Consider the following 26,739-nt stretch of genomic DNA (forward strand, 5'->3'; position numbering starts at 1 on the left):
CCGTCTCTCCCCTGTTGATCAAGAGGTTTCAGTCACCGAACGGCGCGATTTTGACGCAAACCTCTTGATCACCAGGGCGGAGCGGGCCTGGGGGGTGGGGTGGGGGTGGGGTGGGGGTGGGGTGGGGGTGGGGTGGGGGTTAGTGGTTGGGGGGGATTACGCGGAGGTGGCCTCGGCGGCCGGTTTGGTGGGGGTTTTCGTGGTGCTGGTCGTCCGATGGGGGGCGGGGGGCCGGGCGGGCGGCCTCGCGGACCGCCTCGGCCAGCGCGACCAGGTCGTCGGTGGTGGGCGGCGGCGGCTCGAACTCGCCCTCGTGCCGGACCACGTCCCAGCCCCGCGGCGCGGTCAGGCTGCGGGCGTGCTGCTCACACAGGTCGTACGTGTGCGGCTCGGCGAAGGCCGCCAGCGGACCCACCACCGCTGTCGACTCGTTGTAGACATAGGTCAACGTGGCGACCGCTTGCCGGGGGCAGCCGTTACGGGAGCAGCGCCGTGGTGACCTCACGGCGGCAGGGTATCTCCATTACCGGGTCCGGCGCACCGCTTCGCGTTGCGACACGCCCGTCGTGGTGATCACAATCCGCCGACCGCGTCGCGCCGCGCCACGGGAGCGGCGCTGCCGCTGGCCAGCCCGACGCGGGCGCTACCCTTTGCCTCATGACGAGCCCGGAACACCGCCGCCCCGGCTCCGGCCGGCGCGCTCACCGCGACCGGCATGGACGCGGCCTGCGCGGGCGGCTGGTGCCGGCAACCGTGCCACTGGCGCGGACCAAGGCGGAGGTCTTCGACGACCTGGTCCTGGACACCGTCGAGACGCTGGAGCGCCGCTTCGCCAAGGAGCTGGCCGGCGTCGAGTTCGCGGTCGAGGACGTCCCGCCGGACCTGAACGTCTACGACTCCGACGTGCTGGAGGACGGCGAGGTCCCGCTGGCCCGGCTGCTGCCCGGCCGCCCGGGCCGGCAGGAGGTGCCGCCGCGGATCGTGTTGTACCGGCGACCCCTGGAATTCCGGGCGATGGACCGCGAGGACCTCGCCGACCTCGTGCATGACGTGATCATCGAGCAGGTAGCCAACCTGCTCGGGGTCGACCCCGACGAGTTGGCCTGAGCCGTCCCCGCACGGGCGAGCCGGGCGGCCCCCACCGCCCCGACCCGAAACCGCTCAGGCGACCCGCCGCTTCAACTTGCGCCGCTCCCGCTCCGAGAGCCCACCCCAGATGCCGAACCGCTCGTCGTGACCGAGAGCGTATTCGAGGCATTCGGTCTTGACCTCGCAGCGCGAGCAGATCCGCTTCGCCTCGCGGGTCGAGCCGCCCTTCTCGGGAAAAAACGCCTCGGGGTCGGTCTGCGAGCACAGCGCCCGCTCCTGCCACTCCGGCGCGTTTCCGAGCAGGTCGGCCACCTCAAGCTGGCCGTCCATCAAATGCCTCCTTGTCGCGCACCGGCGTCATCGCCGCTGCAACCCCCCACGCGAAAGGCGTGCTTGTCCGTCCGGTCCCGTTTGTTGCGTTCCGCGCGAACAACCCCATTCAAATTACACGCGTGTAATGCGTGCGCCGTCAAGCCAAACTTGATAATGGAGTCGCCCTCCCGACACACCCGGCCGGACACTCGGACCGTCCAGCCTCGCAACCTGCCCTATCGATTCAGACCCCGGCCGAGTAACGCCCTCTCCGGCGAGTTGCCCGACTTTTCTGCCGTGGCGCTCCCACGACGGCTCGCCACCACGACGCCGCCAGGAACACTGAATGACCCCCTCCACAAAAGCTGATCTTGGTGGGAGACAGGTTAACGCGGCATGGCCCAGACCGCCCGTCGAGCCATGGACACCGCCCGCGCCCCGCCCACAATGTGGACGGGGCGCAGCGGAGAAAATGTGTCGTGGGGTCAGCCGGCCACCCCGAAATCCCTGCTCGGCCACACAAACTCGGCTATCCCTCCACCGTGGACAGAAACCGTCCCGACTCGTACATCATCGTCCCACCAGACGGTATAGATGGCGGCCGGCAGATCGGGGTAGACCGCCGTGTGGAACGACCCGTCCCGCACCCGGCGTTCCCGCACCGCCGAGTGTGTCCGCTGCGCACCGTCCCGGCTGATCTCGATCTCGCGGCCGAGCAGATCCTGACCGGTGTAGACGATGAGGGCTCCGGTCTCGCCGCCCAGTTCGAGGACGACGCTCCCGGTCTCCGACGGCCCGTACGCGTGCTCGTGCATCCGCTGCTCCCCCGCGCCGCTCAGGACGACGCCGACGGGTTGTTGAACCCGTCGTACGGCGTACCCAGGTAGGGGAAGTTCCCGAGGAACGGGGCACTCACGTCGGCGGCGCTCAGCCCCGGGGTGAGCGCGGCGGTCGCCGCGTCCGGACGGAAGGTCCTGTCCACCAGCGGAACGGTCAACCCGGCGATCGCCCGCAGCGCGATGCTCACCACGTCGTCGCCGACCCGTCGCCCGTTCGGGAAGCCGGCCAGGTCACCGCCGAGCACGCCGAACCGGTCCGGCTGCCGGCTGGGCGGGATCGCGGTGTTCAGCCGCAGCATGTCGGCCTGCACATCCCCGGTGGCGTTGGTGAAGCCGTCGATCAGCCCGGCCGGCACGCCGGTGAGCAGGATCGCCACCAGGTCCGCGCGAGCCTTCTTGGCCTTGGTGAGCTTGTCCAGGTTGGGAAAGACGTCCGGGTAGAGCGCCGGCAGCAGCGCCGCCAGCTCGGGTTGCTCGACGAACTGCGCGAACCGCTTGTCCTCCGACGGCGGCAGCGAGTTCCACAGGTCCTTCTTGGACATCGGCACGATGACCTCGTTGAACAGCGGATTCCCGAGCCGGGAGACCTGGGTGAACGGGCCGGTCGCGGTGTCCGCGGCCCCTCTGTCGCCGAGCACCCGGACCTGCCGGCGGGACGCCGACGTCCACACCCCGATCACCGACGCCCGGTCGGCCGCGCCGTACCGGTTGGCGCGCCGGCGCACGCGGCTCAGCGGCATTTGCACGGCGATGCTGTGCACGTTCATCCGGTCGGTGGCGTTGACCGGCTCCCCCTCGGCCTTGAAGATCTTCTTGCCGGCCACGTGCAGTTGCTGGAACGGCCGCAGCGTGCCGAGGTCGAAGATCGCCCCCAGGTCGACGAAGAAGCCGTCCGCGCGCTGCCCGGCGAAGACCCGCTCCCCGGTGGAGAGCGAGTAGGTGGCCTGTCGGACCAGTTCGGCGTACTTCGGAGTGGAGAGCGGGCCGACGTTGCACGGCGGGCAGGGCAACTTGTGCGCCAGCCGATGCTCCCGGCCATCGGCCACCCGGGTCAGGCTGTAGAACTGCCGCCGGTTCCAGTTCTCGCTGTCCAGCGAATCGATCGGGCCGGTGTTGTAAAGAAAACTGTTCGGATTCGTGATCTCGGTGGTGAATTCGAAGCGGTAGGTGACATCCGGACGACCGTCGCCGTCGTTGTCAATATGGATCTCGTAGCGCACGTCGTCACCGAACTCGAAGAAGTTCGGGCCCCCGGAGGGGAGCTGCAACGGCACGTAGTTGGCAATCAGCGTGACCGAGTCGGGCTTGTCGGGGCTGACGAACGCGTACAGGTCGGAGCTGTCGGCGACCGGATCCTTGGCTATTTCCGGGGCCTCGCGGTGGGAAGACATGGCGGACCAACCTCACTGGGCGGGGACAGGGTGGCGGGCGGAGCGTCGGGTCAGCGCCGGGCGGCGCGCCGCAGCCGGTCCGCCAGGCCGCGGTCGCGTACCTCGATCCGGGACTCACCGACGAAGATGTCCATCGTTCCGGAGGCGGCGTCCCGCAGGTGCACGACGATCGGGTCGTCGGCCCGGCCGGCCGCGCCCGGCGCGTTCTGTGCGGCTGACAGGCCCGGCACGGTGAGCGCGGCGGCGCCGAGGGTGGCGCTGGCCGCGGCGGTCAACGTCTGCCGGCGGGTCAGTCGCGGCCAGGGCCGCTTCCGCTGATCACTGGTCATGGGCAACCTTTCGGCGGCGGCGCGAACGCGCCCGGTGAGACGGACGGGTCCCGCGCCGCCTACCGACGCCGCCGGGCCCCAGGGACACCGGCGGCGGTCCTCGCCGCGACCGCCGCCGGCACCGCTTGGTACGGCCGGCGGCGGGAAAAGGTTCGACCTCAGGGCCGGACGTGACCGTACGCGGTCGTGCGCTTGCGCGCCGGGCGACCGGCCGCCGTGGCGATGGCCCGCAACTGCTCCTCGGTCCGCGCCGAGCCGTTGTCCGAGCCGGCCATCCGGGAGATGGTCTCCTCCATCAGCGTGCCGCCCAGGTCGTTGCAGCCGCCCTGGAGCATCGCCACCGTGCCCTCGTCGCCCAGCTTCACCCAGGAGCACTGGATGTTGTCGATCCGGCCGTGCAGCAGCAGCCGGGACATCGCGTGCACCACCCGGTTCTCCCGCCAGGTGGGCCCCGGCCGGGCGATGCCGGCGAGGTAGATCGGGGCGTTGGTGTGCACGAACGGCAGCGCGACGAACTCGGTGAAGCCACCGGTGCGGTCCTGCACACCGGCCAGCACCCGGAAGTGCGCCAGCCACTGCCCGGGATGGTCGACGTGGCCGTACATCATCGTGGAGCTGGACCGGATGCCCAGCTCGTGGGCGGTGCTGACCACGTCGACCCAGGCGGCGGCCGGCAGCTTGCCCTTGGTCAACACCCAGCGCACGTCGTCGTCGAGGATCTCCGCGGCGGTGCCCGGGATGGTGTCCAACCCGGCCTCGCGCAGCTGGGTCAGCCACTCGCGCACCGGCACGCCCGCCTTCGCTGCGGCCGTGACGATCTCCATCGGGGAGAACGCGTGCACGTGCATCTCCGGCACCCGGGCCTTGATCGCGCGCACGATGTCGGCGTACCCGGTGACCGGCATCTTCGGGTCGATGCCGCCCTGGAGGCAGACCTCGCTGGCGCCGGCCGCCCACGCCTCCTCGGCCCGGTCGGCCACCTGGTCGACGGAGAGCCGGTACGCGTCGGCGTCCCGCTCGCGCTGAGCGAAGGCACAGAACCGACACCCGACGTAGCAGACGTTGCTGAAGTTGATGTTGCGGTTGACCACGTACGTGACGTCGTCGCCGACCGCACCCTGACGCGCCTCGTCGGCGAGCCGGCACAGCTGGTCGAGCGCCGGCCCGTCCGCGCCGAACAGGGCCAGCGCGGCATCGGTGTGCCGGGGCTCCAGCAGCGCGGCCGGGTCGTCGGCAGCCAGCCGCAGCCCGGCCCGCAGATCGTGGTCACCGGCGAGGGCGGTCGGCCCGGCGGTCACCTTCGTGGCGACCTCCGCCCAGTCCCCGTAGACGCTGTCGAAGTCGCCACGCCGGTCGTCCGTCCGACCGGTGGTGTCGATGGTGGCGTGCAGGTCGGTCCGCCCGCCGAACACCTCCTCCGGCTCCTGCCACGGGCGGCCCTGCGGCCGGGCCGACTCGACCGCCAACCCGGTCGCCGGATCGGCCAGCGCGCTGACGTGCGGCAACAGCCGCGGGTCGAGCCACGGGTCACCGGCGCGCACGTACTCGGGGTAGATGGTCAACCGCTCGCGCAGGGTGAACCCGGCCAGCTCGGTGTGCCGGGCCAGCTCCTCGATCTGCGGCCAGGGACGCTCCGGGTTGACGTGGTCCGGGGTGAGCGGGGAGACGCCGCCCCAGTCGTCGATGCCGGCCCGCAGCAGCAGGCCGTACTCGCCGGCGATGAGGTTCGGCGGGGCCTGGATCCGGGCCTTCGGGCCGAGCAGCAGCCGGGCCACCGCCACCGTGGCGGCCAGGTCGTGCAGCTCCGCGTCGGGCATGCCGCGCATCGCCGTGTCCGGCTTGGCGCGGAAGTTCTGCACGATCACTTCCTGGAGGTGGCCGTACTCCCGGTGCGCGCGGCGGATCGCGAAGAGTGCGTCCACCCGCTCGGCCGGGGTCTCCCCGATGCCGATCAGGATGCCGGTGGTGAACGGCACCCCGACCCGGCCGGCGTCGTCGAGCACCCGCAGCCGGACCGCCGGCTCCTTGTCCGGCGAGCCGAAGTGCGGGCCGCCCGGCTCGGACCAGAGCCGGGTCGCGGTGGTCTCCAGCATCATGCCCATGCTCGGCGCGACCGGCTTGAGCCGTTGCAGCTCCGACCAGGACAGCACCCCGGGGTTGAGGTGCGGCAGCAGCCCGGTCTCCTCCAGCACCGCGACCGCGCAGGCGCGCAGGTAGTCCAGGGTGGAGTCGTAGCCACGCTCGTCCAGCCAGGTCCGGGCCGCCGGCCAGCGCTCCTCGGGCCGGTCACCGAGGGTGAACAGGGCCTCCTTACAGCCCTGCGCGGCGCCTGCCCGGGCGATGGCCAGCACCTCGTCGCGGTCCAGGAACGGTGCCGGCAGCCGGTGCGGCACGGTGGCGAACGTGCAGTAGTGGCAGCGGTCCCGGCAGAGCCGGGTCAGCGGGATGAAGACCTTCTTGGAGTACGTGACCACGCCGGGCCGGCCGGCGTCGCGCAGCCCCGCGTCGCGGATCCCACCGGCCACCCGGAGCAACTCGTCGAGCGCGTCACCACGGGCGGAGAGCAGCGCGGTCGCCTCGTCGACGTCCAGCGCCCGCCCGGTCGCGGCCCGGCCCAGGGCCCGCCGCACACTCGCCTCGCTCGGACCGGAGTGGGTGCGATCAACCATCCACTCAGCCTAGGCGCTGCGCCCGGCTGCTCCACTGGTCCCAGCCCGCAGGGTGGGAAAGGGCACGCCTCCCGCGTCCGGCCACGGTGGGCGCGGTCGGTCACGGGAGGCGTACGGGTGTTGGTGCGCAACGCGGCCCGCGCGGTCAGGCGCGGGCGGCGCGGCTGATCAGCGCGGCTGTTCCGGGTGCTCGCCCGGGTTGATCCGCTGGGTATGGTCGCTGTCCACGTCAGCGGGGAGGACGATGGCCTCGGTCGCGTCGGCGGACTGGCGCGGGATGGCCTGGGTCGGGTCGGCCGACGGCGGCTGCCCGAACGGCGGTGCGGCCGGCATCGGCGGCGCGGACTGCGGGGCGGGGTTGGCCGGCGGCGCGGACTGCGGGAACGGCGGGGCGGACTGCGGGAACGGCGGCGCAGACTGCGGGGCCGGCTGGAACGGCGGCGAGGGCTGGCCGTACTGGCCGGGGTACTGCGCCGGCGGGTAGCCGCCGGGCTGGCCGGGGGCCGGCCATCCGCCCGCCGGCTGGCCGCCGGGCTGCCCCGGGGCGGGCCAGCCACCCTGCTGCTGCGGCCAGCCCGGCTGGGGCTGGCCCGGCTGCGGCTGGCCGTAGACGCCCGGCTGCGGCTTCGGCCGGGGCACGTAGTACAGCTTCCGCCAGATCGTGTAGACCACCCAGGCGGCGACCGCGAAGATCATCAGCCAGGCGAACCGGGTGAGCACGCCGAGCAGCGCGTCGAGCACCTCGGCCTCGGCCAGCCGACCCACCGTCCAGATCAGCATGGTCAACGTGCCGAGCAGCGCGCTGAACGCGTACTCGCCCAGCGCGACCTGCGTGATCAGCTTCGCCTTCGGCAGCACCGGCGAGATGTGCGTGGCCAGCAGCACGGCCAGCAACGGCAGGACCACCGCCTCGAAGCCGATGAACGTGTAAGAGGCGCTGCCCGAACGATCGCTGAAGTCGCTGAAGTCGCTCGGAATGAGTAGCCGCAGCAGGCCCACGAAGAGGAACACCGCGTTGGCGCCGAGCAGCGCGAGCGCACCCAGTTCCCGTAGTGGCTTGGTCAGCTGGCGGGCCTGCGTCGCGTCGGTGGACGCGGGCTCGGCGGGGCTGGTCACGAACTCCCCCTCGGGGCATGGACGGACAGGGCGCACGTGAGCCTAGTCTCCCGGGCCACCGGAGGACCGAAGGCGTCACGTGCGCGAGGATGGTCGACATGCGCATCGTGGTTCTGGCCGGCGGCATCGGCGGCGCCCGGTTCCTGCTCGGCGTCCGGGCGTACGCCCGCGAGGTCGGCGCCGAGGTGACCGCCGTCGTCAACGTCGGCGACGACCTGTGGCTGCACGGGTTGAAGATCTGTCCCGACCTGGACAGCGTCATGTACACCCTCGGCGGCGGCGCCGACCCCGAGCGGGGCTGGGGCCGAGCCGGGGAGACCTGGACGGTCAAGGAGGAGCTGGCCGCGTACGGGGCCGAGCCGACCTGGTTCGGCCTCGGCGACAAGGACATCGCCACCCACCTGGTACGCAGCACCATGCTCAACGCCGGCTACCCGCTGCACGCGGTCACGGAGGCACTGGCGACCCGCTGGGAGCCGGGCGTACGCCTGCTGCCGGCGACCGACGACCGCCTGGAGACGCATGCTGTGGTCGACCGCGACTCGGGCCAGCAGGCGATCCACTTCCAGGAGTGGTGGGTGCGGTACCGGGCCGACATCCCCACCCACCGCTTCATCTTCGTCGGCGCGGAGACGGCGAAGCCAGCGCCGGGGGTGCTGGACGCGATCGGCACGGCCGACCTGGTGCTGATCGCGCCGAGCAACCCGGTGGTGAGCGTCGCACCGGTGCTGGCCGTGCCGGGCCTGCGCGAGGCGGTGGCCGACGGGCCCGCCCGGGTGGTGGGCGTCTCGCCGATCATCGGCGGTGCGCCGGTCCGCGGGATGGCCGACCGCTGCCTCGCCGTTCTCGGTGTCGAGTGCAGCGCGGCCGGCGTGGGCCGGCTCTACGGAGGCCGAACGGCCGGCGGGCTGCTGGACGGCTGGCTCGTGGACGAGCAGGACGCGGGCACGCTGGTGCCGGAGGTGACGGTCCGCGCGGTGCCGTTGCGGATGACCGACGATGCGGCGACGGCGGCGATGGTCCGCGCCGCGGTGGAGTTGTCGTGAGGCTGGAAATCCTGCCGGTGCTGGGCATCGGCCACGTGACCGAGGGCGACGACCTGGCCGCGTTGATCGCCAACGCCGCGCCCTGGCTGCGCGACGGCGACGTGCTGGTGGTCACCAGCAAGATCGTCTCCAAGGCCGAGGGCCGGCTGGTCGACGTCCCGGCGGACGGACCCGAACGGCTCACCGCGCGGGACGAGGTACTGGCCGGGGAGACCGCCCGGGTGGTGGCCAGCCGGGGGCCGACCCAGATCGTGCAGACCCACCACGGCTTCGTGATGGCCTCCGCCGGGATCGACGCGTCGAACGTGGACAAGACCCGGTTGGTCCTGCTGCCGGTGGACCCGGACGCCTCGGCCCGGGCGCTGCGCGCCGCGCTGAAGGAGCGCTACGACCTGGACCTCGCCGTGATCATCACCGACACCATGGGCCGCCCCTGGCGCAACGGGCTGACCGACGTGGCGCTCGGGGTGGCCGGAATGCCGGCCATCCGCGATCACCGGGGCGAGGTGGACCCGTACGGCAACGAGCTGCAACTGACCCAGATGGCCGTGGTGGACGAGCTGGCGGGTGCCGGCGAGCTGATCAAGGGCAAGTGCGACCAGGTCCCGGTCGCGGTGGTGCGCGGCTACCTCTCCGCCACCCGCCCGGACGACTCCCTTGGCGCGCGGGCGCTGGTCCGCGACGCCGCCCAGGATCTGTTCTCGCTCGGCACCGCCGAGGCCCGGGCCGCAGGGCTGGCCGACGCCGCCACCCTGGCCGACGCGCCCGGCGCCACGCCGGCCGACCCGGCCGCCGCCCGGCGAGCGATCGACGCGGTCGCCGGGGTGGTCGCCCCCGGCACGGTCTTCACCCTGGTCGACGAGGCGGAGGTACGGGCCGGTCTGATCGCCGCGGTGCCCGGCTGGCCGGCCGGCGCCACCGCCCTGGTGCTCGGTTCACCACCGGCCCCGGTCGACCCAATGGACCTGGTCCGCTTCGGCGCCGACCTGCACCGGCTGCGCATCGCCCTGGCCGCCGAGGGCATCGGCTCGGCCCTGCTCCCCCCGCCCGCCGGCAGCCCGGCCAGCGCCGCGCTCGCCCTGTAGACGGCTGGCCGGGTCAGGCGTCCAGCATGGCCCGGCCGAGCGGAGTCAACGTGTGCAGCACGGTGTTGCGTTCCCGGTGACTGACCAGCAGGCCGGCGTTGCGCAGCACGGTGGCGTGCTGGCTGGCCGCCGCCGGTGAGATGTTGAGCCGGCGGGCCACCTCGCCGGTGGTGCAGCCATCGTCGCTGGCCTGCAACACCGCCGCCCTGGTCCGGCCGAGCAACGCGGCGAGCGAGTCCCGGACGGAGCCCGGCACGGTCGGTGCGGCGCCGTCGGCCGGCGCCAACCCACCCAACCGGTCCACCGGATAGACCAGCACCGGCGGCAGCGCCGGGTCCAGCAGGGCGACCGGGGTAGCCGCGCAGAAGAACGACGGCACCAGCAGCAACCCCCGGCCGTCCAGGTGCAGCTCCCGACTGTGCGGGTAGTCGCGGACCTCAAGCACCCCGCCCTCCCAGCGCATCGCCGGTCGGAGACTGGCCAGCAGCCCCTCCACACCGCCGTCGAGCAGGGCCCGGGCCCGTCGGGTCCGGTCCGCCTCCACCGCGGACTGGATCCGGCTCCAGTACGGGCTGATCGCCAGCGACCGGTACTGCTCCATCGACTCGGCGAGGTGACGCAGCACCGCCACGTCGCCCCGGGCCAGCGCGGAGGCCGAGGACGGCAGCGGGTTCTCGGAGGCCAGCACGGTCAGATCCCGGTGCAGCACCTCCTTGGGAGTGCCGCGGACCGCGTCCAGCCCGGCCTCGAAGCCGTGGACACTCGCGTACGGGGTGAGGAAGTCGGGGAAGTAGCCGCGCGGCGGGTTCAGCGCGAAGAGCAGCCGGAGCTGGTCGGAGGCGACGTCCTGGCGCAGGTGCCGGGCAACGGTGCGCCGCCAGTTCGACGTCAGCGGATCGCGGCTACGGCCCTGCAACACGTGCAGGCTGAGGACCGACTCCCAGACCGGGTCCGCCGCCGGCGCCACCCGGGTCCGGAGGATGTCCTCGCCGGAAAAGTGGATCTTCAGCATGGAGTGCTCCCGTGTCGCCAGCAGAGGGATGCCGGGCGACCGTTCGACTCTACCTGGCCGGCAATTATCTCCATCTTTAAGCCAGAGCTGAAAAACCTCGACGCCTCCGGGGGCGGTTCGGCATGCTTCCAGTTGCCCGTACACGGCACCGGCGCGTCTCGCACGCACCCGGCACCGCGGGACCGGGGAGGACCGGTGATCGGGCGGCACCACGAGGGTCTGCGGCCCTTGCTCCGCAGAGGTGCCGTCCGGTCATCCGTCGTCTTATCATGACGCCGTCCCACGAATTCGACGAGTCGCAGGGTCACCGCGCAAGCCTACGGACCAGGCGCTCGTACAGTGGCGGGGTGCCCGACACCGCGTTCACCGGACCCGCCGCCCACCCCAGCGCCTACGCGACGCTGCACGCCGACGCCACCGCGCTGCTCGACCGCTGGCGACCCACCGGCCCGGCCGCCGCCGAGGCGCGGGACCGGACCCTCGCGCTGCTCGCCGCCGGGCCGGTCGCGATGAGCCGACCACACCGCCCCGGGCACGTCACCGCCAGCGCACTCGTGCTGGACCACACCGGCTCGCGGGTGCTGCTCTGCCTGCACGGCAAGTTCGGGCGCTGGGTGCAGCTCGGCGGGCACTGCGAGCCCGACGACGTGACCCTGGTCGGCGCCGCGCTGCGCGAGGCCACCGAGGAGTCCGGAATCGCCGGCCTGCGCATCGACCCCGTGCCGATCGACGTGGACATCCACCCGGTGAGCTGCCAGGGCGGCTCGCTGCACCACGACGTCCGGTTCGCGGTGATCGCCCCGCCCGGCGCGGTGGAGCAGGTCAGCGACGAGGCCGAGGCGCTGGAATGGTTCCCGCCGGACCGGCTGCCCGAGCCACTGGCCGGCGGGACCGTGCAACTGGTCGCGCCGGCCCTCGCGGCCCTCAGACGTAGCCCTCTTCGCCCCGCCTGACGAGCCTGACGACTCGCCACCACCGCGCCCGTCGAAGTCTGCTCACGTTCAGTTGCTGGGTGGGGGCTGAGCTGGCATCATGACCACTCCCGGCAGCCCTGCGAGGTGGCGATGGCGTCCTCCACCCGGATCGTCCTCGCGCAACCGCCGTTCTTCCGCGTCTTCGGCTCGCACAACAACCGTGGCCCGCTGGAACTCGCCTACCTGGCGCGCCGGCTCAGCGACCATGGCGAGTCGGGCTCCATCCTCAACCTGGACCGTACGGACGCGACCACCCACTGCACTTGGCGAAATCTGTTCGCCCGGTCGCCGCTGCTCCACGCGGCGCTGGACGGCCGCTCGGCACTGCTGTACGAGTCAGCCGAACGCATCCTGGGGCTCGCGCCGGACGTGGTGGTCCTGTCGGCAGGCGACTCCCTTACCCCCTGGGTCGACCTTGGCAACGTGTTTCTCGCGGCGCGGCTGGCTGAGCTGCTCCGCCGGCACGGCATCCGGTGCGTGGGGATCGGGAGCCGATTCAGCACCGCACCGCAGGTGCGCGCCGCCTTCGACGCGGTGATCGACGACGTGTTCGGCGGAGACGCCGTCGCCGCCGTGCTACCCGGCCGGCCGGCGCCGTCCTTCGTGCCCTGGGCACCCGCGCCACCGCTGTTGTCGGCCGACGCCACCGGCTCGACGTGGGACGTGGTGTTGAGCTCGTTCGGCTGTGTGCGTGCCTGTTCGTTCTGCGATGCCGCGGCGCAGACCTACCGTCCGGTGCCTCCGGAGGTGTTCGCCGCCGACGTCGAGCAGCGCCCCGGCCGTGATCGGCTCGACATCGGTGATGCGATCTTCCTGGCTCGGGGAGCCCGGCTGGCTGCGCTCGGCGAGGGACTGCGGCGCGCGGCCCGGCGACCCGAGTTCTCGATCGAGCTCTCGGTCGACCAGGTGACACCCGGCCGGCTGGCCGAACTCGTGAGCTTCGGCGTGGTGGAGGTGAAGCTCGGCATCGAGTCGGCCGACGACTCCACGCTTCACGTGATGGGCAAACGCCAGCACGCCCAGCAGATCCGCGCAGCGTGCGACCGGGTACGCGACCACGGTCTCAGACTCACCGTCTACGTCCTGCTGGGCGGGCCGGTGCCCGAACCGGCCGTGGCGGCACTGCGAACCCTCAAACTCTGCCGGACCCTGCCGGCCGACGACTTCGTGATCAATGTCTGGGCCTACAACCGGCCGGGTGCGCAGCCGACGGACAGCCACTTCTCGGGGGATCTCGTCGAGGAGTACCGCCTCGGTGAAATCATGAACGAGTTCTTCGCGCTCCAGGCTCCGGCCAAGCCGTCCATCGGCCGCCTGCTGGACATCGCGTGATCCTGCCGAGGGAACGCCCGGAGGAGGCTGCCAGCGTCGCCTCGGCACCCTTGCGCGCGGATCTGACCGGCGGGTTCACCGACTGCGAGCCGTTCCTCGGCGCCCAGCCCGCGCGGATGGTCAGCGCTGCCCTGGGCCATCGAGTGACCGTACGGGCCATGCGGACGCCGGGCCACTACTCGGTCCGCATGGTCGACCCGCGAGGGCTGGTGGTCGACGTGCCGTGCCTCGACCCTGGCCGGGGAGGCACCGGTCTCGAGCGACTCCTCGGAAAGCTGCTCCTGTTGCTGGGCATTCCGGCCCACATCGAGGTGACGGTCCCGCTGCCCATGGGGTCCGGGACCGGCAGCTCCGCCACCGTCCTGACCGCCGCCACCAGTGCCGTGCTCGCACTCGACGGTGGCGCTGGCATCTCCGTCCCGTCGGTGCCGCACGTGGTCGCCGCCGTCGAACGTCTCTGCGGACACCACGGCGGCCTCCAGGATCAGTTCGCCGCCACCTTTGGTGGGTTGACCTCGTACTCATTCCACGAGCGGGGAGTTGACGTGCACCGCCTGGGCCGCGCCCACGGCGTCCTCCGGGGCGCGGTGCTGGCGATTCCGCCGCCCGCGCAGCGGCGAACCGGCTCCGACCGGCTGGTGCAGCTGGTCGCCGAACGTTTCCGGTCGGGCTCGGCCGACACCATCACCGCCCTGGCCGCCCTCGTCGAGCTGGGTGAGCAGATAGGCGAACTGCTCTCCGCCGGCCGACCAGGGCCCGCCGAGCTCTCCCCGCTGCTGCTGGCGGTGCTGGACCGGCAACGACAGCTACACCCGGTCATCCGCGCCGGGATAGAGGAGACTCCCGTATGGGCGCTGGTACGGGCCGGGGCCGCAGTCGGCAAGCCGCTGGGCGGCGCGGGGCGGGGGTCAGCCTGGCTCCTGCTCGGAGCGACCGGTGCCGCGCGCCAGCAACTCGCCTCGGCGGGATGGGTGGTACACAAGGTTCGGATTTCGGACGTAGGAGTACGTACGGAGAGCGAGCCCAGACGTGAAACCACAACCGTGGGAGGCACTGACCTCCACGACAGCACTCAAGACCCCACAGTTCCAGGTGCGGCGGGATCAGGTTCGACTGCCTGACGGGGCGGTCGTCGATGACTACTACGTCTGCGTGCGGCCGGACATCGCGGTCGTCGTCGCGCTCCGCCAGGATGACCGGCTGCCCCTCGTCCGCCAGTACAAACACGGCGTCCAGGACATCACCCTCGAACTGCCGGCCGGCATGATCCGCAGCGGCGAGAACCCGGAGGAGGGCGCGCGACGCGAGCTGCGTGAGGAGACCGGTTGGGTGGCCCCCTCGCTCACCTGCATCGGTAGCTTCTACGACGATTCCACGAGAAACACCAACCGCGTGCACTGCCTGGTGTCTCGAGACGCCTACCGTGCCGGGGCACAGCAGCTCGACCCCCACGAGGCGGCCGGTGGTCTGGAGGTCCTGGAGGTCTCGATCCAGGAGTTGCCCGGCCTGCTGGCCACCGGAGCGGTCCGCACCCAGTCTTCGGTGGCGGCGGCGTACCTCGCACTGGCCTGGCTCGCTAAGGCGCCGCACAGGGAGTGACCGGCCAATTGCGGGCCAGCGAACTGCATCCTAGGCTCTGATCATATTGTCGAGGGAGGCAGCATGCTGGGGTGGATTCGCCGGTACGGAATCGCACTGCTCTGCGTATTGCTCGCCATCCTGGCCCTTGCGAAGGTAAAGATCGCCGGGTTGGACTACTCCGAGCAGGAGATTATTCTCGCCCTGCTCGGTCTGCTCGCGATCGACAATCTGGCAGAGCGGACCGGAATTCTGAACAGCGTCCTCAACAAACTCACCGACCTGTCGCGGCGGATCCCCCGGCAGGGCGACCATCAGGTGGTGATGACCCGACGCAACCAGGTGCCACGCCTCGTCGACGTGGTGGAGGCCGCCCGAGCTGAAGTGATCCTCGTCGGGCCGAGTCTCGACACCGTCGTCGGTATGGCCAGGCGGCTTGAGGAGATGGCCCGTGCCGGGGTCCGGATCAAGATCATGCTCAGCGCGCCGAACCAGGAGAGCGTGCAGCGGTACGCCGACCACATGATCTTCGACAACTGGGTCTCCCCGGACGACAGTGAGTTCCGCCTGGCCATCGATCACCTTCGCAACAACTACCGCATCCTGCACCGGTCGCTGGTAGCCGGAGGTGACGGCCGCGTCGAGATCCGGTTGATGGACAAGATGATCTTCTGTAGCTATGTGATCATCGATTCGGCGTTGCGCTCGGGCAACCTCGCCGCGCATTTCCACATGTACAAGATGCCGGTGGACATGACGCCATTCGTCCAATTGGAGCGGACAGCCGACGCCGAGTGGTTCACGTTCTTTCTCGGCGCGTTCGAACGGGCCTGGCAGGACGCCCGACCCGTCACCGAACAGGACCGGTACGGCACACCGCCGGCCCAGCGGGTCGTGCGCGACAACAACTGATTACAGGTACTGCTCGGCCGCCTCGGCTTCCAACTCGGAAACCACTCCCTTGACCTCCTGTGCCCGCGACCGGTCACAGACGAAGAGCGCGTCCGGGGTGTCGACGACCACCATGTCCCGCAGCCCCAGCGTCACCATCAGCCGCCCCGACCGGGTCACCAGCACCGAGCCCGTTGTGTCCCGGGCCATTACCCGGCCGTACTCGCCCGGCTCGTCCGCCCCGATGATGACGTTGTCGGTGGCTTCGTGGCTGAGAGCGTCTCCCAGGGAATTGAAGTCGCCGACGTCGTTCCATGCAAAGTCGGCGGGCACCGTGGACACCAGGCCCTTCTCGGCAGCGCCCTCCATGACGGCGAAGTCGACCGAAATCTTCTTCAGGTTGGGCCACACCCGATCCAGCACGGCGGCCCGCTCGTCGGTGTCCCAGGCTGCGGCGATGTCGGTCAGCCCGGCGAACAGATCGGGCTGCTGGCGGGCAAGTTCGTCGAGGAACACGTCGACGCGCCAGACGAACATCGACGCGTTCCAGTAGAAGCGGCCGGATTCCACATACTTCACCGCGAGGTCGTACTCGGGCTTCTCCTTGAAACGCAGCACCCGACGGGCCGGTCCCGACCCGATCGACTCACCCGCCTCGAGGTAGCCGTACCCGGTCTCCGGGTAGGTCGGCGTGATGCCCACCGCCACCATCTGGCCGTCCTCCGCTGTGGCGATCGCCGCACCCAGGATCTCCTGGAACCGATCGTCGTCGCCGACCACGTGGTCGGCGGAGAACGCGCCCATCACCGCCGTCGGCTCACGCCGGGCGATGATGGCCGCCGCGAGACCGATCGCCGCACACGATTCCCGACGAGACGGCTCCACCACGATGTTGTCGTCTGGCAGCCGCGGCACCTGACGGGCCACCGCCGCCGCGTGCGCGACACCGGTCACCACGTAGGTGCGGTCCGGGCCAGCCAGCGGCGCCACCCGGCGAACCGTGGCCTGGAGCAGAGATTCGGGTGTTCCGGTCAGCGCCAGGAGGAACTTAGGACGGTCCGCGCGGGACAGCGGCCACAGACGGGTGCCACTGCCGCCGGCCGGAATCACGGCGTAGAACATCGCCACATCATGCCTGAACCACCTGAGTCGGACAGCACCAGCGTCGGAAAACCCTGCTGATCAGGAGCGGGCGCGGCTCCAGGCGGCGATGTGCACCTCGGCGCTCGACTCCCAGGTGAACTCCTTGGCTCGATCGAAACCGGCCTTCGCCAGCGACAACCGGCGCTGCTCGTCGTCCAGCAGGGCGGCCAGGTCGGTGCCGATCTGCTCCGCGTCCTCTGAGGTGTACGCGACCGCGTCGCCGCCCACCTCGGGCAACGAGAGCCGGGGCGTGGTCAGCACCGGGGCGGCGCACGCCATCGCCTCCAGGATCGGCAGCCCGAACCCCTCGCCATAGGACGGGTAGGCCGCCACCAGCGCACCACCGAGGAAACCGGGCAGGTCGGCGTAGCGCAGGTAGCCGGGCCGCAGCAGCCGCAGGTGGGAGGGGACCTCGGCCACCGCCCGGTCGATGTCGTCGTCGTGCCCCTGCCCGCCGGCGATCACCAGCGCGGGCGGGTCGGCCCGGTCGGCCACCGCCCGGGCCCAGCCACGGATCAGGTTGGGCACGTTCTTGCGTGGCTCCTTGGCACCGAGGAAGGCCACGTAGCTGCTGTTGCCCAGCCCCAGCCGGGCGCGCACGCGGGCCTTCTCCTCCTCGCTGGGCGCGTGGAAGGCGGCGTGGTCGACGCCGTGGTAGGCCACGTCGATCCGGGTCGGGTCGGCGTCGAGCAGCCGGATCAGCTCGTCCCGGGTGGCCTTGCTGGGCACGATCACCCGATCGGCGCGGCGCAGCGAGGTCTTGATGGCGCTGCGGAAGAACGTCCGGCGGGACTTGTCGTAATGCTCCGGCTCGGTGAAGAACGTCGCGTCGTGCACGGTGACCGTCACCGGACACCCGGCCCGCAGCGGGCAGGTGTAGAAGGGCGAGTGCAGCACGTGCGCACCAACCTGCTGGGCGAGCAGCGGCAGCCCGGTCTGCTCCCAGGCGAGCCGCGCCGGGCGGTGCGCCACGGCGGCCGGGGCGGGGATGATCTCCGCGCCGGGCAGCATCCGGGTGTACCGCTCCAGGTCGGTGCGGAGGCTGACCACCGCCAGCTCCACCCCCGACCCGCACACCTTGCCGAGGGCACCGAGCAGACCGTCGACGTATCGACCGACACCACCACGGTCGGCGGGGACACTCGTGGCGTCGATGAGCACGCGGGGCGGGCGACCGGCGGTCACGGGGCGACTCCTTGTAAATGGCGGGTCTGTGGGCAACAACACTCCGGTGGCCAAGCCTACGCTGGAGCACGGGGCCGACGCTGACTGCGACCCGACGGTACGCCGACTTGTCATCGTCTTCGAGTACGGGCCACAGGGGCGTATCGTTCGCGCCGATGGCCGACAACATTGCCCGGGTGTTCGCCGACGCGATCACGACCGACCCGACCCGACCGTTGCTGACCTGGTACGACGACGCCAGCGGCGACCGCACCGAGCTTTCCGGCGCCACGCTGGCGAACTGGGTGGCGAAGACCGCCAACCTTCTCGTCGACGAGGTCGGCCTCGCACCGGGCACCCCGGCCGGGGTGCTGCTGCCGCCGCACTGGCAAACCGCAGCGGTGCTGCTGGGTTGCTGGTCGGCCAAACTGGCCGTGGTCGACACGCCGGGCGACGTGGACGTGCTCTTCGCCGCCGCCGACCGGCTCGACGAGGCGCAGTCCTGGTCCGCCGACGAGCGGTACGCCCTCGGGCTGTCCCCACTCGCCGCCCCGCTGCGACAGGTGCCACCCGGGTTCGCCGACTACGTGGTCGAGGTACGCCGGCACGGCGACCACTTCACCCCGCAGCCCGGGCCAGGCCCCGCCGACAGGCCCCTGCTGGCCCGCGCCCAGGCCCGCGCCACGGAGCTGGGCATCACGCCCGGTGCCCGCATCCTGATCGACACCGCCCGGTACCCGGACCCGGTGGACTGGCTACTCGCCCCGCTGACCCAGGCCGCCACCGTCGTCCTCTGCGCCAACCTCAACCCCGCCAGCCTGGCCGCCCGCACCACCACCGAACAGGTGACCCACACCCTGCCCTGACCCACCGCCGCCAGCGTCAGGCGGGGGTGTTGTTGGGGGCACGGCGTTGGGCGAAGGTGGCGAAGGCGGTCAGGGACTCGGGGTTGACCAGGGCGCCCTTCGCGGCGGCCGAGTCGACCGGAGTGCCGGTGAGGATCTTCTTGACCGGGACCTCCAGCTTCTTCGCCGAGAGGGTGCGGGGCACCGCGCGTACCTGGTGGATCTCGTCGGGCACATGCCGGGGCGAGAGGGCGGTACGCAGCTCGCGGCTGATCTTCGCGCGCATCGGGTCGTCCAGCTCCAGGCCCTCGGCGAGCACCACGAAGAGCAGCAGCTCGCCGGCGCCGCCCTCGTCGTCCTCCAGGTGCACGACAACGGAGTCGACCACCTCGTCCAGCCCCTCGACCACCGAGTAGAACTCGGCGGTTCCCAGCCGCACGCCGCCACGGTTGAGGGTGGCGTCCGAGCGTCCGGTGATCACGCAGCCGCCTCGGGCGTTGATGGTGATCCAGTCACCGTGCCGCCAGACGCCCGGGTAGACGTCGAAGTACGCCTCCCGGTAGCGGGTCCCGTCCGGGTCGTTCCAGAAGCCCACCGGCATGCTCGGCATCGGTTCGGTGATCACCAGCTCACCCAGCTCGCCGATCACTGGGGTGCCGTCGGCGGATCGGGCCTCCACCTTGGCGCCCAACGCCCGGCAGGCGATCTCACCGGCGTACACCGGCAGCAGCGGCACCCCACCGACGAAGCCGGTGCACACGTCGGTGCCGCCGGAGAGCGACTGGAGCTGGAGGTGGTCGCCGACGGTCTCGTACACCCAGGTGAAGCCCTCGGCGGGCAGCGGCGCACCGGTGGAGCCGACGCCGCGCAGCGCGGACAGGTCGGCGACCTCGCGGGGCACCAGGCCGGCCTTGCGGCAGGCCAGCAGGAACGGCGCCGAGGTGCCGAAGTACGTGGTGCCGGTCTCCGCCGCCAGCCGCCACAGCCCGCCCAGGTCGGCCTCAGCCGGCCGGCCGGGCTCCGCCCGGACCGCCGGGTTGCCGTCGAACAGCACGATGGTCGCGCCCACCGCCGGACCGGAGACCAGGAAGTTCCACATCATCCAGCCGGTGGTGGTGAACCAGAAGAACCGGTCGGCCGGGCCCAGGTCGTGGTGCAGGGCGAGCATCTTCAGGTGCTCCAGCAGGATGCCGCCGTGGCCGTGCACGATCGGCTTGGGCAGCCCGGTGGTGCCCGAGGAGTAGAGCACGTACAGCGGGTGGTCGAACGGCACCGGCGTGAACGCCAGCGGCTCGTCGGTGGGCGCGGCCAGGTCGGCCCAGCCCAGCGCTCCGTCAGGTAGGACGCCCGCCGGGTCCAGGTAGCCGATCCCGACGGTGTGCCGCAGCGACGGCAGGGCGGCCCGGATGGCGGCGATCTCGGCGCGCCGGTCCACCGGCTTGTCGCCGTATCGGTAGCCGTCCACGGCGACCAGCACGGTCGGCTCGATCTGCTGCCAGCGGTCGACGACGCTGCGGGTGCCGAACTCGGGCGCGCAGGACGAGAAGATCGCCCCCAGACTGGCGGTGGCCAGCAGCAGGACGTACGTCTCGGGAATGTTCGGGGCGTACGCCGCCACCCGGTCACCGGCGGTGACGCCGAGCCGGCGCAGCCCGGCCGCCACCCGGCGGACCTGTTCGCGCAGCTCGGCGGCGGTCAGCGTGAGCGGCGCCCGGGTCTGCCCGTGCGCGATCACCACCGGATCGTCGTCGGCCCGCCCGGGCATCCGCAGCACGTTCTCCGCGTAGTTGAGCGTGGCTCCGGGGAACCAGCGGGCGCCGGGCATCCCCCGCTCGGCCAGGGTCGCCGTCGGCGGGGTGTGCGCCACCACCTCGAAGTGGTCCCAGATCGAGCGCCAGAACGCGTCCAGGTCGGTGACCGACCAACGCCACAGCGCGTCGTAGTCGGCGAAGTCCAGCCCACGGTGCTCCCGCAGCCAGCGCAGGTAGTCGCCGATGCGGGTCCGCTCCAGTACGTCCGCCGGCGGCGTCCACAGCACGTCACCCACTGCTCCACCCTCCCCCTGGCCCGGCACGACACTGTGATTGGGCCGTGGCGCCATCTTGCCCTACCTCGAAGCGCCATTCTGCGCACCGGGTACGGCCACCGACGCGTGCCCACGCCACATGCCCCAGCCGCGACCTGTGTGGGCCGGCGCTCAACCCGCCCCGGCCCGACCTCGTTCAGCCCGCGCGGTGCGCCTGGATGGCGCGGCGGCGAGCGAGACGGTGGGCGCGACGGATCTCCGCCTCCCGGTACCGGCGCTCGTCCTCCGGCGTCTCCGGCAGCACCGGGCGGACCATCCGCGGCGCCCCGCCCACGTCCACCCCGACGAAGACCAGGTACGCGGTGGCCACCCGGACCGGCGCGTCCTCGGCCGAGTCCCACCGCTCGGCGACCACCCGCACGCCCACCTCCATCGAGGTCTGCCCCGTCCAGTTCACCTGGGCGTGCGCGTGCACCAGGTCGCCGACCCGGACCGCCTCGGAGAAGACGATCTCGTCGATCGCCGCGGTCACCGCCGTGCCGCCACTGTGCCGCGCGGCGGCGGCCCCCGCCACGTCATCGACGAACTTCATCAGGACTCCGCCGTGCACGGTGCCGTAGAGATTCACGTCGACGGCGGTCATGATCTTACTCAGCGTGACCCGGGAGTACGACGTCGGCTTGCCGGTCGGAGCGGCGGAGAGGTGCTCGGTCATGCCGGAAACGGTACGGTGCGCGGATGCGACATCTCTGGAGCTTCCTCGCCGGGCTGGTGGTGGCGCCCATCACCTGGGTGTTGGTCACACTGGGGCAGGACGGGTCGAGCCGGACGGTCGACCGCTGGGTAGAGATCGGCACCTTCAACACCGCCAACCTGATCGAGCCGGCTGTGTACCTCGGTGTCGGTGCTGTCCTGCTCGGCCTGCTCGGCACACTGCGCGTCTCGCCGCTGGGCCCGCTGGTGGCCGGGCTGCTGCTGGCCATCCCGTACGTCGGGATGTTCATGGCACCGTTCGAGGTGCGGGATGCGATCCCGCAGGGGTGGAAACTGTTCGGCGATCCGCTGCCGCTGCGGCTACCGCTGGAGAACGGCACCCTCTTCCTGATCGGCCTGCTGCTGCTGATGGCGACGTTCAGCAGGCAACGCTGGCAGGCCTGGCCGCGTCCGGCGACCGAGCCGGCCGCGACGCCAACACCCGTGCCAACGGACGGCCCCCCGAGCGACAACCCCACACTGACCGACTGGCCGCCCCGCGAGCCCGCGGAGCGCGACACCACCCCGGTCACCCTGGGTTATCCGGCCGATCCGACACCGACCGACCCGCTGCCCCGCCGGGTAGGTGGCGAGTCGCCGTGGTCCGCGCCGCCGCGCGGCCAGTCCCGCCCCGAGGACACCACCGAAATCCGCTGATCATCGGGCGGGCCGGGTGACCGGCCCGCCCCCTAGTGCACGGCGACAGCCAGGTCCGGGTCGACGGTGCCAAGGTCGGCGCGGGGAACGACGAGGAGCATGACCGCCAGCGCGGCGGCCATGCCGCCCGCGATCACGATCGCCATCGGCACGCTCCCGGTGCCCAGGAACCCCACCAGGGGTGCCGACACCGCGCCGATGCCGAACTGCACGGCGCCGAGCAGCGCCGCAGCGGTCCCAGCGGCCTCGCTGTGCCGGGTCATCGCGAGCGCCGGCGCGTTCGGCAGGGCCAGGCCCGCCGCGGCCAGGACCAGCCACAGCGACGCCAACAGGGCGCCCAGGCCACCGAGGCCGGTCACAGCGAACATGATCAGCAGCAGCCCGGCCGCCGTCCCGGCGATCAGGGCGCTGACCAGGATCTGCTGTGGGGTGAAGCGACGCAGCAGCCGGACGTTGAACTGGGTGGCCCCGATCAGGCCGACCGAACCCGCCCCGAAGGCCAGGCCGAACTGCTGCTCGTCGAGGCCGTACTGCTCCTGCAGCACGAAGGACGACCCGGAGACGTACGCGAACAGGGCGGCCATGGCCAGCCCGGCGACCAGCACCAGACCGATGAAGGCCCGGTCGTTGAACAAGCGCCGGTAGTCGCGCAGGGTCGCACCCACCCCGCCATGCCGGCGGCGAGCCACCGGCAGGGTCTCCGGCAACCGGAGCGCGGCCACGACGGTCAGCAGCACGCCCAGCACCGCCAGCGTCGCGAAGACACCCCGCCACTCGGTCCAGCGCAGCACGCCGCTGCCCAGGGTCGGTGCGAGGATCGGCGCCAGGCCCATGACCAGCATCAGCCGGGAGAAGATCCGGGCGAAGGCGGCACCGCTGAACAGGTCGCGTACGACGGCGGTGGCGACCACGGTGGCGGCCGCCACCCCGAGGCCCTGCAGCACGCGCAACGTGCCGAGCACGGCGATGCTGGGCGCGAACACGCACAGCACAGATGCCACGACGTGCACGACCAGCCCGGCCAGCAGAGGCGTGCGCCGCCCGACCACGTCGGAGAGCGGCCCGATCAGCAACTGGCCCAGCGCGAGGCCGACCAGGGTGCCCGTCAGCGTCAACTGCACCGCGGTCTCGGTGGTCTGCAGACCGGCCGTGATGGCGGGCAGCGCCGGCAGGTACATGTCGATGGTCAGCGGCCCGATCGCGATCAGCGCGCCCAGCACGAGCACGAGCTGCACCCGTTGGCGTTTGGTCATCAGGTCGCCGGGCAGCACCTCCTGCTCGGCGGCGGAACCGGGGCCGGTCTTGTCCACCAACTGCTTCATCATCTCGATCTCTCTGCGTGTTCGTAGACGTCGTTGGGCGCGCCCGACGCTGGGCAGCGAGTGGAGGACAAGGCAAGGGACGGCGGCACGGATCAGCCGGAGGTCAGGTGCGTTGATTCTCCCCGCTCGTCAACGACACGAACCCGCACGAAATGCTCGGTGTGTGGGGAGTCACGTGTGCCCTCGTGGCACAACACAGGCAGCCGACCGAGAAATTCAACTCGGTCGGCGCCCGGGATCTGACTGGGAGGAAAACCTAGGCGACGCCGTTGAGCAGCTGCCGCGCCATGACGATCCGCTGCACCTGGTTGGTGCCCTCGTAGATCTGGGTGATCTTGGCGTCCCGCATCATCCGCTCGACCGGGTAGTCCCGGGTGTAGCCGTAGCCACCGAGCAACTGCACCGCGTCGGTGGTGATCTCCATGGCGGCGTCCGAGGCGAAGCACTTGGCCGCCGCGCCGAAGTAGGTCAGGTCCGCGTCGCCACGCTCGGACTTGCCGGCCGCGGCGTAGGTGAGCTGCCGGGCCGCCTCCAGCTTCATGCCCATGTCGGCGAGCATGAACTGGACACCCTGGAACTCGGCGACCGCCTTGCCGAACTGCCGGCGCTCGGCCACGTACCCCTTGGCGTAGTCGAGCGCGCCCTGCGCGATCCCGATGGCCTGCGCGGCGATGGTGACCCGGGTGTGGTCCAGGGTCCGCATCGCGGTGGCGAAGCCGGTGCCCTCCGCGCCGATGATCCGGTCTGCCGGGATCCGCACGTTGTCCAGGTAGACCTCACGGGTCGGCGAGCCCTTGATGCCGAGCTTCTTCTCCGGGGCGCCGAAGCTGACCCCGGCATCGGACTTCTCGACCACGAAGGCGGAGATGCCCCTGGACCGGGCAGTCGGGTCGGTGACGGCGAAGACGGTGTAGAACTCGGAGACGCCGGCGTTGGTGATCCAGCGCTTCACACCGTTGAGCACCCAGTGATCCCCGTCACGTACCGCGCGGGTGGTCATCGACGCCGCGTCGCTGCCCGCCTCCGGCTCGGAGAGGCAGTACGAGAACATCGCGTCCCCCGCCGCCACCGGCGTCAGGTAGCGGCGCTTGATCTCCTCGGAACCGGACAACAGCAGCGGCATCGTGCCAAGCTTGTTGACCGCCGGGATCAGCGAGGAGGACGCGCAGGCCCGGGCCACCTCTTCGATCACGATGGCGGTGGCCAGCGCGTCCGCGCCCGCACCGCCGTACTCCTCGGGGATGTGCGGGGCGTGGAAGTCGGCCGCCCGCAGCGCGTCGTAGGACGCCTTCGGGAACTCACCGGTCTCATCGGCCTCGGCGGCGTGTGGGGCCACCTTCGCCGTACAGACCTCGCGGACCGCCTCCCGGATCGCCACGTGCTCCTCAGGCAACCGGTAGACGTCGAACGACTCCCCTGCGGCCATGTCGGCCCCTCCCCTTCACCGCTATCATGCGCAGTCTGTAGCGTCTCCTGACCGCCGACCGCGCAGACTGAAGACTAGCGACTGCAGTTCAAGTGATGTTACCGGCGCGTAGGTATAGACATGACGGAGCACCCAGGCCGCTGCGCGATGATGGAAGAAGACAGTTGAGCCACCCCTCCGGTGCCCGGCCAGGCGCCGCAGCAAAATGCGACGCGACGAAGCGCCGCCAGTGCGAGCGGAGAAGACAGGCGTGACGATCCCCTATCCCACCATTCAGCCGACCCCCGCCATCGCCGCGGTGACGCCGCCCTCGGGTGCGGCCCGGCCGCGGGTGACCTTCCTGGGGACCGGTTACCTGGGTGCGACGTACGCCATCTGCTACGCCGAGCTGGGGTACGAGGTGCTCGGGTTCGACGTCGACGCTGACAAGATCGCGATGCTCAACGCCGGTCAGGTGCCGATCCACGAGCCCGGCCTGGACGAGCTGCTCAGGCGCAACCTGGCCGCCGGCCGGCTGCGGTTCAGCACCGACATCGCCGAGACCGCCGACTTCGGTGACGTGCACTTCATCTGCGTCGGCACCCCCCAGCGCGCCGACGGGATGGGCGCCGACCTGTCGTACGTCGAGGCCTCGGTGACCAGCCTGGCGCAGCACCTCACCCGCAAGGCGCTGATCGTCGGCAAGTCCACCGTGCCGGTGGGCACCGCCGAGTGGGTGGAGCAGCTGGTCGGCAAGCACACCCCCAACGACCTGGGCGTCGAGGTGGCGTGGAGCCCCGAGTTCCTCCAGGAGGGCTTCGCCGTCGACGACGTGCTGCGCCCCAACCGGATCGTGGTCGGCGTGAAGAGCGAGTGGGCCAACGGCATGCTCTACGCCGCCCACAAGGGTGTCTTCGACCTGGCCGCCACCGAGGACCGCGAGGTGCCCCTGGTGGTCACCGACTTCGCGACCGCCGAGCTGGTCAAGGTCGCCGCGAACGCCTTCCTGGCCACCAAGATCTCCTTCATCAACGCGATGGCCGAGGTCTGCGAGGCCTCCGGCGGCGACGTCACCCAGCTGGCCCGGGCGATCGGCTACGACCCGCGGATCGGCAACCGGTTCCTCCAGGCCGGTCTCGGCTTCGGCGGCGCCTGCCTGCCCAAGGACATCCGGGCCTTCCAGGCCCGGGCGCAGGAACTGGGCGCCGGCGAGGCGCTGCGCTTCCTGCACGAGGTGGACCTGATCAACCTGCGCCGCCGGACCCGGGTGCTCCAGCTCGCCGCGGACCTGCTCGGCCGCCGCTCCGGGCCAGCCGGCCCGGACTTCTCCGGCACCCGGATCGCCGTGCTGGGCGCCACCTTCAAACCCAACACCGACGACGTCCGCGACGCCCCAGCGCTCGCCGTCGCCGCGCTGCTGCAGAAGGCCGGCGCCGACGTGCACGTGTACGACCCGCAGGGCACCGAGAACGCCCGCCGCGCCGTACCCGAGCTGACCTACGAGACCGGCATCAACGAGGCGGTCAGCGGCGCGGACCTGGTCTGCGTCCTCACCGAGTGGGCCGACTTCCGCAACGCCGACCCGGTCGCCCTCGGCGAGCTGGTCGCCGGCCGCAAGGTGGTCGACGGCCGCAACTGCCTCGACTCCACACTGTGGACCCAGGCCGGCTGGGAGTACCGGGGCATGGGCCGCCCCTGACGGATCAAACCCCACCGGCCGGTCTCGGAGCACCCTCCGTGGCCGGCCGGTGTCGTTTGTTT

25 protein-coding genes are annotated in these 26,739 nt (G+C 71.4%); 11 read left to right on the top strand and 14 right to left on the bottom strand.

Going from position 1 to position 26,739, the window contains the following annotated elements; translation table 11 throughout:
• Positions 1–139: 139 nt before the first annotated feature.
• Complete coding sequence (locus OG990_RS24685; protein ID WP_328423703.1) at positions 140–505, bottom strand: DUF3499 domain-containing protein; 366 nt, start codon at positions 503–505, stop codon at positions 140–142.
• 152 nt (positions 506–657) lie between these two features.
• On the opposite strand from OG990_RS24685, the gene OG990_RS24690 reads away from it, so the two are divergent.
• Entirely contained in the window at positions 658–1,107 is a 450-nt protein-coding gene (locus OG990_RS24690; protein ID WP_074316962.1) for a metallopeptidase family protein, read from the top strand.
• 54 nt (positions 1,108–1,161) lie between these two features.
• Here the strand turns inward: OG990_RS24690 and OG990_RS24695 are convergent, their stop codons facing one another.
• The 6 genes from OG990_RS24695 to OG990_RS24720 form a co-directional block, all read right to left on the bottom strand.
• Complete coding sequence (locus tag OG990_RS24695) at positions 1,162–1,419, bottom strand: WhiB family transcriptional regulator (protein ID WP_088980572.1); 258 nt, start codon at positions 1,417–1,419, stop codon at positions 1,162–1,164.
• Positions 1,420–1,886: 467 nt separating this feature from the next.
• A complete protein-coding gene (locus OG990_RS24700) occupies positions 1,887–2,216 on the bottom strand; it encodes a phospholipase (protein ID WP_406077329.1) in 330 nt (109 codons plus the stop codon).
• 20 nt (positions 2,217–2,236) lie between these two features.
• Positions 2,237–3,631 carry a DUF4331 domain-containing protein gene (locus OG990_RS24705; RefSeq protein ID WP_406077330.1) on the bottom strand — a complete coding sequence of 465 codons (1,395 nt, stop codon included), beginning with the start codon at positions 3,629–3,631 and terminating at the stop codon, positions 2,237–2,239.
• A 50-nt stretch (positions 3,632–3,681) separates the two neighbouring features.
• The gene (locus OG990_RS24710) at positions 3,682–3,960 is read right to left on the bottom strand and encodes a hypothetical protein (protein ID WP_328423687.1); all 279 of its coding nucleotides are present in this window, start codon (positions 3,958–3,960) and stop codon (positions 3,682–3,684) included.
• Positions 3,961–4,118: 158 nt separating this feature from the next.
• The gene (locus OG990_RS24715) at positions 4,119–6,629 is read right to left on the bottom strand and encodes a bifunctional FO biosynthesis protein CofGH (protein ID WP_355606482.1); all 2,511 of its coding nucleotides are present in this window, start codon (positions 6,627–6,629) and stop codon (positions 4,119–4,121) included.
• A 168-nt stretch (positions 6,630–6,797) separates the two neighbouring features.
• Positions 6,798–7,745: a hypothetical protein gene (locus OG990_RS24720; RefSeq protein ID WP_406077331.1), complete on the bottom strand. Its 948-nt coding sequence runs from the start codon at positions 7,743–7,745 to the stop codon at positions 6,798–6,800.
• A 98-nt stretch (positions 7,746–7,843) separates the two neighbouring features.
• On the opposite strand from OG990_RS24720, the gene cofD reads away from it, so the two are divergent.
• Entirely contained in the window at positions 7,844–8,791 is a 948-nt protein-coding gene (cofD, locus tag OG990_RS24725; RefSeq protein ID WP_355606474.1) for a 2-phospho-L-lactate transferase, read from the top strand.
• On the top strand, positions 8,788–9,876 hold the full coding sequence (locus tag OG990_RS24730; RefSeq protein ID WP_406077332.1) for a coenzyme F420-0:L-glutamate ligase: 1,089 nt from the start codon (positions 8,788–8,790) through the stop codon (positions 9,874–9,876). The genes cofD and OG990_RS24730 overlap by 4 nt, the downstream gene beginning before the upstream one ends.
• 13 nt (positions 9,877–9,889) lie before the next feature.
• Here OG990_RS24730 and OG990_RS24735 read toward each other — a convergent pair whose 3' ends face one another.
• A complete protein-coding gene (locus OG990_RS24735; protein WP_406077333.1) occupies positions 9,890–10,888 on the bottom strand; it encodes a winged helix-turn-helix domain-containing protein in 999 nt (332 codons plus the stop codon).
• A 347-nt stretch (positions 10,889–11,235) separates the two neighbouring features.
• Between OG990_RS24735 and OG990_RS24740 the strand changes: the two genes are divergently transcribed.
• The 5 genes from OG990_RS24740 to OG990_RS24760 all read left to right on the top strand — a co-directional run bounded on the left by OG990_RS24740 (position 11,236) and on the right by OG990_RS24760 (position 15,684).
• Complete coding sequence (locus tag OG990_RS24740; RefSeq protein ID WP_406077334.1) at positions 11,236–11,841, top strand: NUDIX hydrolase; 606 nt, start codon at positions 11,236–11,238, stop codon at positions 11,839–11,841.
• Between the two features lie 111 nt (positions 11,842–11,952).
• On the top strand, positions 11,953–13,194 hold the full coding sequence (locus tag OG990_RS24745) for a B12-binding domain-containing radical SAM protein (RefSeq protein WP_406077335.1): 1,242 nt from the start codon (positions 11,953–11,955) through the stop codon (positions 13,192–13,194).
• A complete protein-coding gene (locus OG990_RS24750) occupies positions 13,191–14,315 on the top strand; it encodes a hypothetical protein (RefSeq protein WP_406077336.1) in 1,125 nt (374 codons plus the stop codon). Before OG990_RS24745 ends, OG990_RS24750 begins: the two co-directional genes overlap by 4 nt.
• A gap of 31 nt (positions 14,316–14,346) precedes the next feature.
• Complete coding sequence (locus OG990_RS24755; protein ID WP_406077337.1) at positions 14,347–14,793, top strand: NUDIX hydrolase; 447 nt, start codon at positions 14,347–14,349, stop codon at positions 14,791–14,793.
• A gap of 63 nt (positions 14,794–14,856) precedes the next feature.
• The gene (locus OG990_RS24760) at positions 14,857–15,684 is read left to right on the top strand and encodes a hypothetical protein (RefSeq protein WP_406077338.1); all 828 of its coding nucleotides are present in this window, start codon (positions 14,857–14,859) and stop codon (positions 15,682–15,684) included.
• On the opposite strand, the gene OG990_RS24765 is transcribed toward OG990_RS24760, so the two are convergent.
• Together OG990_RS24765 and OG990_RS24770 are read right to left on the bottom strand one after the other, a co-directional pair.
• On the bottom strand, positions 15,685–16,785 hold the full coding sequence (locus OG990_RS24765) for a mannose-1-phosphate guanylyltransferase (RefSeq protein ID WP_406077339.1): 1,101 nt from the start codon (positions 16,783–16,785) through the stop codon (positions 15,685–15,687). It abuts the gene before it with no gap.
• A gap of 60 nt (positions 16,786–16,845) precedes the next feature.
• On the bottom strand, positions 16,846–17,991 hold the full coding sequence (locus OG990_RS24770; RefSeq protein ID WP_328423673.1) for a glycosyltransferase family 1 protein: 1,146 nt from the start codon (positions 17,989–17,991) through the stop codon (positions 16,846–16,848).
• A gap of 155 nt (positions 17,992–18,146) precedes the next feature.
• Here OG990_RS24770 and OG990_RS24775 point away from each other — a divergent pair, with 155 nt between their 5' ends.
• Complete coding sequence (locus OG990_RS24775; protein WP_406077340.1) at positions 18,147–18,836, top strand: TIGR03089 family protein; 690 nt, start codon at positions 18,147–18,149, stop codon at positions 18,834–18,836.
• A 16-nt stretch (positions 18,837–18,852) separates the two neighbouring features.
• On the opposite strand, the gene OG990_RS24780 is transcribed toward OG990_RS24775, so the two are convergent.
• Together OG990_RS24780 and OG990_RS24785 are read right to left on the bottom strand one after the other, a co-directional pair.
• Entirely contained in the window at positions 18,853–20,862 is a 2,010-nt protein-coding gene (locus OG990_RS24780) for an acetoacetate--CoA ligase (RefSeq protein WP_406077341.1), read from the bottom strand.
• A 175-nt stretch (positions 20,863–21,037) separates the two neighbouring features.
• Entirely contained in the window at positions 21,038–21,556 is a 519-nt protein-coding gene (locus tag OG990_RS24785) for a hotdog domain-containing protein (protein ID WP_328423667.1), read from the bottom strand.
• Between the two features lie 23 nt (positions 21,557–21,579).
• On the opposite strand from OG990_RS24785, the gene OG990_RS24790 reads away from it, so the two are divergent.
• Complete coding sequence (locus OG990_RS24790; RefSeq protein WP_328423665.1) at positions 21,580–22,251, top strand: hypothetical protein; 672 nt, start codon at positions 21,580–21,582, stop codon at positions 22,249–22,251.
• 32 nt (positions 22,252–22,283) lie between these two features.
• Here the strand turns inward: OG990_RS24790 and OG990_RS24795 are convergent, their stop codons facing one another.
• Positions 22,284–23,576: a multidrug effflux MFS transporter gene (locus OG990_RS24795; protein ID WP_406077343.1), complete on the bottom strand. Its 1,293-nt coding sequence runs from the start codon at positions 23,574–23,576 to the stop codon at positions 22,284–22,286.
• A gap of 253 nt (positions 23,577–23,829) precedes the next feature.
• Positions 23,830–24,999 (bottom strand): acyl-CoA dehydrogenase family protein, encoded by a 1,170-nt coding sequence (locus tag OG990_RS24800; protein ID WP_386985047.1) that lies wholly within the window; start codon positions 24,997–24,999, stop codon positions 23,830–23,832.
• Positions 25,000–25,249: 250 nt separating this feature from the next.
• Here OG990_RS24800 and OG990_RS24805 point away from each other — a divergent pair, with 250 nt between their 5' ends.
• Positions 25,250–26,677, top strand: a complete 1,428-nt coding sequence (locus OG990_RS24805) for a UDP-glucose/GDP-mannose dehydrogenase family protein (protein WP_328423659.1) — start codon at positions 25,250–25,252, stop codon at positions 26,675–26,677.
• The last annotated feature ends 62 nt before the right edge of the window (positions 26,678–26,739 follow it).

It is taken from the genome of Micromonospora sp. NBC_00858 (assembly GCF_045207365.1).
Classification (GTDB): Bacteria; Actinomycetota; Actinomycetes; order Mycobacteriales; family Micromonosporaceae; genus Micromonospora.